The sequence below is a fragment of the Bacillus sp. 220_BSPC genome (genome assembly GCF_001054655.1).
GTDB lineage: Bacteria > Bacillota > Bacilli > Bacillales > DSM-1321 > Peribacillus > Peribacillus frigoritolerans.
Genome location: NZ_JVPL01000161.1, coordinates 19168 through 29006, shown reverse-complemented (window position 1 = coordinate 29006; position 9839 = coordinate 19168). Strand labels below are relative to the sequence as shown.

Here is a 9839-nt window from a genome sequence, read left to right as displayed (position 1 = left end):
GAGCCAGCAGTTTTTTCTTTTAAAACACAAAGTTGATTGGAACGGAAGGTACGGGACTCCAGCGGGAAAAGCGTATCCAAGCCGTGACCCCACAGGCGCAAAGAGCTCCGCGGGCGGATTGCCCTCGGAATACTAGTGACTGGAGGCAACGTTCAAATTTTGACCAATAAATGATTGTACTTGCTTACTGCCCTTTTTTTCATTGATGGCTTTTTGATCGATTTTTGTATAGATGCGTTCCACTTCGATTTTGTCATGCAACAGAAGCTCGCGGTTTTCTTTTAGCAGTTGAGTATAAGATTTCCTTCTCCTAGACATTTTTTAATTCACCTCTCAAGTGATTGAATTCCTTCTGTAAAACTACGATCGGAAGCTCGTATAGTTGTTTATTATATTTTTTAAAAATCCCGAATTTCAGAAGTTCTTGTATAAGTTCTTCTTTTTTTGCTTCTCCCTTTGCACTTAATTGGGTAATCATCAAGGACCCTCCTTAACAAAAATACAGACTTTTGGTATTTGGGGCTGCCTAGCAACCGATCCCACATGAAGAATCTCCACTTTTTCCTATTGCTTCCCCATATAAGGGCATGCCCAGCAAAGTCTTCGCATTTCCTCAGTTGTTCGTATGTACTGCTTTCATGGTGTATTTTCAATACTCGATCATATACATCAAATCCAAATCGCTTCATTTTATCGGAAAGGATATCTAACGCGGCGCAGGGTTTCGAATGGGTCAGGTCGCCGGCACCAAAGAGTGCAACTTTCACTCCAGCAAAGTCCACTTGGTCAATTTCTTCATAAAACTCGTTTGCTTCATACGGTACATCTTCAAGATTCCATGTATATAAACCAATAAAGGCCAAATCAAAATACTTTAAAGCATCAACTTCAACAGTATCCAATCTTTCCATATATACTTCACAGCCGACGGCCTTCATTCTATTCTTTATGTTTATAGCCATTTTCTCGGTATTACCGGATAAACTGACATAACCAATGAATACCTTCATCTATATCACCTTCCTAATTGAGAATTAATTTCATTACACACTTCACTATAAATGAAAATGATTCTCATTGTCAATTATTTACCTCCGTTAATTATATTAAACAGTCCTTCTTCATCTTAAAAATAATATAAATGTCCTAAAAATTAAGTGAAAAAATCAAAATACATAGGTAAAAAAACCTATGTTTTCACAAAAAACCATGATACACTATGTAATAATTTAACTATATAGGTTTTAGTTATTTTGAGATTAAATAAAAAGGCTTTTTCGCATACTATGTTGCTATTTACCAAGTAGTGCGGTGTGGTTGATTTCACCTCCAGATGCTCGCTTTCCGCGGGGCGGGCGGTGCTCCCGCAGGAGTCTCGCACTTCCGCTCAATCAACCTTAAATAGTTTCGTTTTAAAAACAACAATCTTTACGAAAAGAGCTAATAAAAAACATACTAGGAGGGCTACTAATGGAATGGTTGAAACCTTCTGAAGCTAATAATCAGTTCGAAAACAATACAGACAGTTTTTCAGATTTCAAGATCAGGGAATTTACCCCTAATCCAATTTCGAAAAAAAATATTCACTATTAACTCAATTCTTTTTACTGTTGGGTTGCCAAGATGAAAATAGTGTTACTTCGTTATTTGTCGATAGAATTGATAATCAAGTCATCGAAGAAATCATTATGCATTTTGACAACACCAAGATTTTATTAGAAAACGAAGTACCATCAGAAATAATGTTAAATAAGCCGAATCAAGAATCTCTCTCCTTGATCAGGTCGAGTCACATAAATCCAATAATAAAAAATCTATATGGGACAATTAGCAAATCACAATATGAATGGAAACCACAAAAATCATACAAGATAATACCTGAATTTATCGAGAAATACGAAGATATGGAGTTCGATAAGGTGTTAGCTTATTTAAAAAACACATCAAAGGGGCCAATAATCTCGCTCTCCTTATACAATTGGTCTTTAAAAGATTGTTTAAAAGATACTTTTGCCATTAGATATTTCACGTATAAGTGTAAAGATGCTTATATATGGGTTGATGATTCTAATTTTGTTTCTACAATTCAACTAGAAGTACATTAAAATACCCCTTTTATAAAACAGTAAAAGAAAAGGTTTTATTGTTTGATAAAAGGGGTTCTTCTGTAAGTATTCTAATCAAGCCCTATTTTAAGTAGCTTGAAATGACCTTACTGTTGTAAATTCTCATTTCCCTGACAGTAAAAACGTTATTAGCAATTCCCCCTAACATCACATTGCAAGCCATCAAATTCATTCTGTTTATTTTTTGCTTCTCCCTTCTCAATGACTTGCGCTAGCCTTTCTTTGCTGGCTAGTCCTTGAATGACTTCATCACCAATAATAAACGTCGGGACGGCCCTGATATCTGCTTCTTCATAAGCATGTTTGAGTGCTTGCTGGTGCACTTCCCGATACTTTCGTGACACTAACGCTTCTCTAAAGGCATCTATAGGAAGCTCAACTTCACCCGCTAATTTTGTCAACACTTCTATATCTTCAATATTTTGTTCCTCTTGAAAAAACGCTGTAAATACTCTGTTGTGGAATTCGTTCCCTTTTCCGTGCTCCTTTGCAAAATGGCAGCCTTCGAATGCCAAATGTGTATATGGATGCGGGGAGACACGGGGTAAACGCATATCAACCCCTAGCTTTTTCGCAGCAGGAAGAATGTAAGAATCCCATGAATTCAGCTTATCGGGTTCCTTTCATGGATCAATTTTCGTATATGGACTAGGACGCAATTCAAATGGCATCCATTCCACTTCTACATCCTTTTCCTTCATGATTTCGTCCAAAGGCCCTTTACCTAAAAAACAAAATGGACAAATAAAATCAGAATACGCTTTAATTTTCACTGTCATTATAAATTCCCTCACTTTTCAATATCAGCTAAACTTGTAACCAAACCAGTTACAATATAGAGCAAAAAAAATCAATATAATTACATGGCATTCAGTACCTGTACAGTCGATTGCTCCCTGCGATTGTTCATCGCCCGCTGTAATCATTTTAGTTACAGGTTAGAGGGAAGTCAACCATTATTTTAAATAAAAAAAAGTTTGTAAAGAAAATGTTGCTTTTCTCTACAAACTTTTTTATTAAAACTTCTTACATCTCGATTTGTTCGTTAACGGGTTCTCTCTTTTTCCTTCTCTGTTTTTTCGATTTTTTATAGTACAGCAATTCGTATATACATGGAATGACGATCAGTGTGAGCAGTGTGGAAACAGCTAGCCCTCCAATGACAACGATCGCCAAGCTTTGTGAAACCAAGCTTCCTGTTTCCGCCTTTTTATATAAAAGCGGCAGCATGGCACAAATCGTTGCTACAGCCGTCATTATGATTGGACGGAATCTTGTGGCTGTCGCTTCGACGATCGCATCACGGATGATCATTTTTTCTTCGTTTTGTTTGACTCGATCCAGAAGCACAATCGCGTTTGTCACAACAATTCCTATTAACATGAGAGCACCCAGCAGTGCTGTAATATCCACTGGAATTCGACTGATAACCAATCCTAATACCGCTCCAATGGCAGCGAATGGCAAGGAGAATAGAATGGCAATCGGTGCTTTGATCGATTTAAAGGTTATAACCATGATTAAAAAGACAATGCCGATCGATATTAACATCGTAAGGAATAAATCGGAAAAATCATCTGTCTGCTGAGCACTGGCTCCGCCTACTAAAATCTCTACATCATCCGGAATATCAAGGCCTTTGTTCTCTTTATCTCCAAATACCTCAAGATTTATTTTGCTTGCAATATCGGAAAGTCTAGCCGGATCGACCGTTGCCGTTAATTGGAGATATGTTTCTCCATCTTTATGGAACTGCGTTGTTGCGCTCTCTTCGCTCTTTAAAGAAGCAACTTTTGACACTGGGGCTAGGCCCCCGTCTGTCATGATCGGAATGCTTTTTAAATCCTCTGGTTTTTTAGGATCCAAGATTGGTTCAAGGACGACAGGTGTTTGCTTATCCTGTAAAGTTATATGGCCGATAGGCGTTTTATTAAGCATGATACCCAATTGTTGACCTATTTGTTCTGTATTGCCTTTAGCTGGATCTACCGTGAATGAATAAATGGTTTTCTTTTCATCCTGGTTCGTTGTAATTTCTTCGATTCCTTTAATATCTTGAATTCTTTCTTTGACATTATTGGCCGTCCGTTCCAAATCTTCAACATTACTGCCGATCACATCTATCGTAATGTTCGTCTTTGATGCTCCCATCATAAAGGAAGAGGCTTGGGCCGTAAGCTTCGCATCCGGATAGTATTCTTGTTCCTTTTCCATTTTTTTCAGGATTGCATCTACATTTGCTTTATCCTTTACCAGGATGCCGAAAATCGCTTCTGTAGGTGATGCGACTTCGCCATATTGTGCTGTTTCGGGCGAGTTTCCTAATTGCATGAAAATATTATCCACTTCACTCATACCCTGCATCGTTTCTTCAAGTTTAATCGCTTTTTCCTTTACTTTCTCATAGGGCTGATCATTTGGATAAGTTAATGTCACGGAGACATAGTCTGCTGAAGAATTATCAATCGCCCCTTTTGGCATGGCAAAATATGTACCAATGGAACCGACAAACAACAGCATCGCAACAATCAGGACAACCCATTTATGGTTTAGTGACCAAGTAACCAGCTTCGTAAAACGCTTGGCGGGTCGATGTTTTGGCAGCTCCGTCCTTTTCAGCAATCCTGCGCTCATTAACGGAACAACCGTCAATGCCACAATTAATGAAGCCAGCAAAGAATAAGTGACAGTCAAAGCGAAAGGAAGAAGAAACTCCTGAAGCCCTCCATTCAATAAAGCAACCGGCAAGAAAACGGCTACAGTCGTAAGGGTTGAAGCTGTGATTGCCACTCCCACTTCTTTCGTTGCATCCATCACCAATTCGACTGAAATCTTCTCCTGCTGCATTTTCCGGAAAATGTTTTCAATAACGACAATACTATCGTCCACCAAGCGCCCGATCGCTACAGCGACACCGCCCAGCGTCAAAATATTCAGCGTCACTCCCGACAATGACAGCAAAAATAACGTAAAGCCAAGAGATAGCGGTATGGATACGATTGTAATGAATGTAGATCGTACATTCCGTAAAAAGACCATGATTACAATCGTAGCGAATAGCGCACCTAACAGAACTTCTTTTACCATCGTCTGAACGGACGTCTCCACCATATCAGCTGTAGATAAATAAATGGTCGATTTCTGGTCACTATACTTTTCATTAATTTCTTTTGCTACTTTTTCAACCTCTTTACTGATTGTGACAGCATTTGATTGACTGTCCTTGATAATGCTTAAATCAATGCTTTCCTTTCCATTAAAACGACTGATGAGGTTGCCATCATTCGCTTCTTCAACTTTTGCTATCTCTCCAAGTGCGACATCCGGAGTGACCTTCAGCGCTTCTAATTTTTCAATACTTGTTAAATCACCAATGACCTTGATGTTACTTGCCTTCCCATCAATCACTTTTTCGCCTACGGCCAGAGCTGCATTCTGACCGTTAAGGACGCTCATGACATCTTGAATGGAGACTTTCTTTTTAGCCAATTCTTCATTATCCACTTTGACTGAAAGAATGGATTGTGAAACCCCAAATGTCTGTACATCCGAAACGCCTTTAATATCTTTATACATAGGCTCTAATTCTTTCTTGGCAAAGTCTATATTTTCAGCTGTTAACCCATCCTTAAATGTAACTGATACAAATGAAATGGGAATCATTGACGTATTTAACTGTGTAACAGTAGGCTTTGCCATGCTTTGCGGCAATGCTACACTGCCTAATGCTTCCTGAACATCCAGTTTCGCTTGTTTCATATCCGATCCGGCTTCAAAGAATAGATCTACTTTAGAAAAACCATCTCCAGTGGTGGAGTATATGGAACTCTTTCCTTTAACGCCCGTAACTGCCCTTTCAATCGGATCTGTAACTTGTGCTTCCATCGTTTTCGAATCGGTGCCCTGCCCCATTGTGATAATCGTAACTTGTGGATTATCAGCAGATGGTAAAAATTCCATCGGCAGTTTAAAATAACTGACAACTCCTATCATCAAAATAAATATGGTTACCAATGAAACGGCAGCCTTGTTCTTAAACGACCACTTAGTAAAAAACTCCACGCACTAATCACCCCTGAATAAAATTTAGAAGAAAATAATTCCATTTCAAATCTTACCATATATTACTAATGTTGGAGTGTTAATTTTTTATTGATTTTTATATTTTTTTATGTCCCTTGATGTGAAGAACTTTTTCCATAAAAAAAGGCTGCGCAGCAGCCTCCAGTTTTTAGACAAAAGGGGTTCTAAATTTCAAAACAAAGTTGATTGGAACGTAAGGTACGGGACTCCTGCGGGAAAACGTGTCCAGGGGAGACTCCGCAGGCGCAAAGGCGCTGAGGGCGGACCGCCCGCGGAAAGCGAGTGCCTGGAGTGGAAATCAACGTTCAAAATGCACAAACCTAAATAAATGAAGAAACTCGATTATTTATACCCTCTGATAAAAAGCATAACGATAGCCAAAACCATTACCCCAATAAGTAATAACGGGCCGATGCCCGAGCTATACACGAAGTATACCGTGATGTGGCGAAAAATGAGCACCACAAGAAATAGGAATAACAGGAAACACAAAATCATGATCAGAGCGGTGTTTTTATTCCGATACAAGTAACCAGCCCCATTTTAAAAGCTTTATTTCCACTAAGGAAAAATTCATGCGAATCCAAGCCCTAACAACAACCTTCCGTTAAGAAACAATATGCAGCCCATGTTTTGTACTATTCTTTATATCAAATAAAAAAGGGCTGCCGCAGCAACCCGATTCTTCGAAAATCGTCTGGACCAAAAACTACATTTCCTGAAGTTCATTGACCGTCACAAACGTATACCCTTCGTTCGTTAACTCTCGTAAGATCCCTTCAATCGCTTGAAGCTCTTTACCCGTATCATCATACATCGGATGCATCAGGATGATCGAACCTGGTTTTATATTTTCCTTCACATACTTCACTTTGTCAGAAGCGGTAGTGTAATAGCTATCTGGTTCCAGATCCCAGGTAATGGTCTCTCTATCATTTTTATTTAAATAATAAGGCAAACCTATGATTTTTTTCCCGTTTGGAGGACGGACATCAATTTCCCCCTTATATCCGGCGTTCTGAATCAATTTATCCGTTTTCTCGATTTCCGCCTTGATATAAGAAGGCGATTTAAACACCATCCGCCTGTGGGAATACGTATGATTTCCAATCTGATGTCCCGCTTCCGCTATTTTCCCAGCTTCCTCCGGGTACTTTTCGATTTCATTTCCGATCAGGAAGAACGTAGCTTTCACATCATATTTATCCAACAACGGCAGGATCTCATTTACATTCTTCGATGGGCCATCATCAAAAGTCAAAGCGACCACTTTTTCATTCGTCTCGACATTATCCGTTAATCCACCGAACACCTGATAGGTTCTCGAATTCATTAATTTATACGTACCAAGCATCAGCAGGAAAACAACCAGGATTCCCAATCCAATGAATATCAGTTTCTTTTTCATGCAAATACCTATCTTTCTATAAGTTTTTTAATTCAATGACCTATTATAGCAAATCACTGAACAAAAACACTTATTGCTCTCTCAGACCGAGCCGTCTACACTCACTTTACATGTATCAACTCAAAACGCTCACACACCAGCAGCATATCTTCTTTAAAGGTGTGACCGATTTTGTCCAGTTCTTCTTTAAAAAATTTCTCATGAGCATCCCACCAGTATGTATAGGTTCGATCTCCTTCCCCTTCTGCAATCGCAAACTCTTCACTCACTTCGTTCATGGGCAATACTTCGACTTTCACTGTTTGTATGATGGCTAAGGGCAAATCCTCACTGCTTAAGATAATGCTGTAATCACCCACGGATGGTAATGGTTCATTTTCCACTCCGTAAAAAACATGCCCAGAGCATGTAGCCGTTTTTATCCCATCCATCACTAACTGAGCCAAATCATCGGGATCGGCCCCGAATTGCCATGCACTGACTGACTGGGGTTTATCTTCTTTCCCTTGCCAATATTCATTCCAATATAATTCCGCTTTGACATTCATTCTATGATTCTCCATTCTGTTCTGACATAAAGCATATTTGAATGATTATTATTCTTAAAATTTTCGTTCATCTGTCATTTACTATTTTCACTTCTGCATTCATTTAGCTGTTCCCATTCACTTAAATACATACGATTCTTGATTTTTTTTGGATTCACTAGTTTACTAATAAACTCCAAACTGTTTCCGTCAGGATCATTAAAGTGAATTTTAGCGTGGGCATATTCCCCGTGAGGCATCACGAAAGGTTCAACTGGCAGAAATCCAAAAGCCTCCCTTGGCGCATAGCCTCTATCTTCAAGCCATGCGACTGAGCTCTTTAGATCTGCCAATGATACTTGAAAAGCGATATGCCGTAGGGAGGGATGATACTCAACCTCTACTTTTTCCGTTTCCCAAAGCCCCAGCCAACTTTTATCCTTATCAATCCATAGAAAAGCCAGGTTGTCTTCAACCTTATGATCCAACTGCAAACCAAGCCCTTCATAGAATTCAATGGAACGATTCAAATTACTAACCGGTAAATGTGCTTCATATAAACCTCTTATCATTGAATAATCCCCTTTTAGTCAGAACTATATCCACCATCCTGATTCAATCCCTTTATCTTATTATTCTGCGTGGCCATTCTATTTCACCAGTTAACAACAAAGTGATGATGATTACCCAAAATATAAAGAATGATGAAGAGAAAACCAATGATATGATGGAAATCATTTTTTTCTCCGTTTTCTTCAAAATTCCTATGACAGAGAGGACGATGCCGGCAATCGTAAGGAAAAATGTGATATAACCACCAGTCATGCCCCCGATATTGGCCATTCTGATAGGTGTAATAAAAACAGTAAAAAAGCAAATGATTCCAATGATGAATGAAGTAAAACTAATTACACCGTACCTCTTCTGAATACATGCTTCGTTTTCTATCGAGCTCACCCTTTCATCAGTTTTTAACTCCTATATACATCTATTACTATCTCACAAATAATTTTAACATATAATGCCAGCCGAATTGTCGTGCACAAAAAAAGGGGATAAAAGACCGTGAATTAAAGCTTCATTTTCATGCCTTCATGAGTGGCTTTGAATCCTAACCGTTCATAAAATCGCAGCGCTTCTTCCCGCTGTTTATCGGTCGTGAGTTGAATGAGATGGCAGCCCCGCTTCTTTGCACGGTCAATCGCATATTGAATCAACTTGCTGCCAATGCCTTTCCCCCGTTCTGCAGATGCCGTCCGAACCCCTTCGATCGTAGCCCTCCAGCCGCCTTGATGGGTAATATGAGGCGTGAACGTGATTTGCTGCACCCCAATGATTTCCTCACCAAGACAAGCAACGATCAATTCATTATTTTCATCTGCATCTATGGATTCAAATGCTTTTAGATAGCTGTCAGGAAGCGGGTTTTCATACCGCTCCCTCTCCCTCCCCAATGCATCATCCGCAAGCATCCGTACGATTTCACTTAAGTCTTCTGCCGTCGCATTCCTGAATGTGACCATGCGATTCCTCCTCATATTTACTTCAGTATCAACCTGATGTAAATCATTCCTTCATTAATAACTTCTTCCAATAGTCCGGCGGTCCTCTTTTCTGGAGGAAAAATAATGCAACTGTAAAATTTGGACCAACAAGAAAAGGACCCCCTCTAAAAGGAAGTCCTTCAATTCATTC

At 39.2% G+C, this 9839-nt stretch carries 10 protein-coding genes and 1 pseudogene; 1 reads left to right on the top strand and 10 read right to left on the bottom strand.

Annotated features, from left to right (window positions below):
- Positions 1–132 precede the first annotated feature (132 nt).
- Genes ADA55_RS10880 through ADA55_RS10875 form a run of 3 tightly spaced genes read right to left on the bottom strand, consistent with a single transcriptional unit; the run spans position 133 to position 1010 of the window.
- Complete coding sequence (locus ADA55_RS10880; protein ID WP_048683412.1) at positions 133–318, bottom strand: FbpB family small basic protein; 186 nt, start codon at positions 316–318, stop codon at positions 133–135.
- Positions 311–478 (bottom strand): Fur-regulated basic protein FbpA, encoded by a 168-nt coding sequence (locus ADA55_RS28405; protein WP_081088695.1) that lies wholly within the window; start codon positions 476–478, stop codon positions 311–313. Before ADA55_RS28405 ends, ADA55_RS10880 begins: the two co-directional genes overlap by 8 nt.
- Positions 399–1010: a flavodoxin domain-containing protein gene (locus ADA55_RS10875; RefSeq protein ID WP_048683410.1), complete on the bottom strand. Its 612-nt coding sequence runs from the start codon at positions 1008–1010 to the stop codon at positions 399–401. The genes ADA55_RS28405 and ADA55_RS10875 overlap by 80 nt, the downstream gene beginning before the upstream one ends.
- 460 nt (positions 1011–1470) lie before the next feature.
- Here ADA55_RS10875 and ADA55_RS30980 point away from each other — a divergent pair, with 460 nt between their 5' ends.
- Entirely contained in the window at positions 1471–1593 is a 123-nt protein-coding gene (locus ADA55_RS30980) for a hypothetical protein (RefSeq protein WP_260089093.1), read from the top strand.
- 661 nt (positions 1594–2254) lie between these two features.
- Here the strand turns inward: ADA55_RS30980 and ADA55_RS10865 are convergent.
- From ADA55_RS10865 to ADA55_RS10830, 7 genes and pseudogenes are all read right to left on the bottom strand, one after another.
- Positions 2255–2905: pseudogene (locus ADA55_RS10865) on the bottom strand (DsbA family oxidoreductase).
- Between the two features lie 247 nt (positions 2906–3152).
- Complete coding sequence (locus tag ADA55_RS10860) at positions 3153–6188, bottom strand: efflux RND transporter permease subunit (protein ID WP_048683405.1); 3036 nt, start codon at positions 6186–6188, stop codon at positions 3153–3155.
- Between the two features lie 730 nt (positions 6189–6918).
- The gene (locus ADA55_RS10850) at positions 6919–7617 is read right to left on the bottom strand and encodes a polysaccharide deacetylase family protein (protein WP_048683395.1); all 699 of its coding nucleotides are present in this window, start codon (positions 7615–7617) and stop codon (positions 6919–6921) included.
- A gap of 101 nt (positions 7618–7718) precedes the next feature.
- Positions 7719–8165 carry an ASCH domain-containing protein gene (locus ADA55_RS10845; protein WP_048683392.1) on the bottom strand — a complete coding sequence of 149 codons (447 nt, stop codon included), beginning with the start codon at positions 8163–8165 and terminating at the stop codon, positions 7719–7721.
- Between the two features lie 74 nt (positions 8166–8239).
- On the bottom strand, positions 8240–8716 hold the full coding sequence (locus tag ADA55_RS10840; RefSeq protein WP_034309643.1) for a VOC family protein: 477 nt from the start codon (positions 8714–8716) through the stop codon (positions 8240–8242).
- Positions 8717–8768: 52 nt separating this feature from the next.
- Positions 8769–9092: a hypothetical protein gene (locus ADA55_RS10835; RefSeq protein ID WP_048683423.1), complete on the bottom strand. Its 324-nt coding sequence runs from the start codon at positions 9090–9092 to the stop codon at positions 8769–8771.
- A 122-nt stretch (positions 9093–9214) separates the two neighbouring features.
- On the bottom strand, positions 9215–9667 hold the full coding sequence (locus tag ADA55_RS10830; RefSeq protein ID WP_048683389.1) for a GNAT family N-acetyltransferase: 453 nt from the start codon (positions 9665–9667) through the stop codon (positions 9215–9217).
- Positions 9668–9839 lie beyond the last annotated feature (172 nt).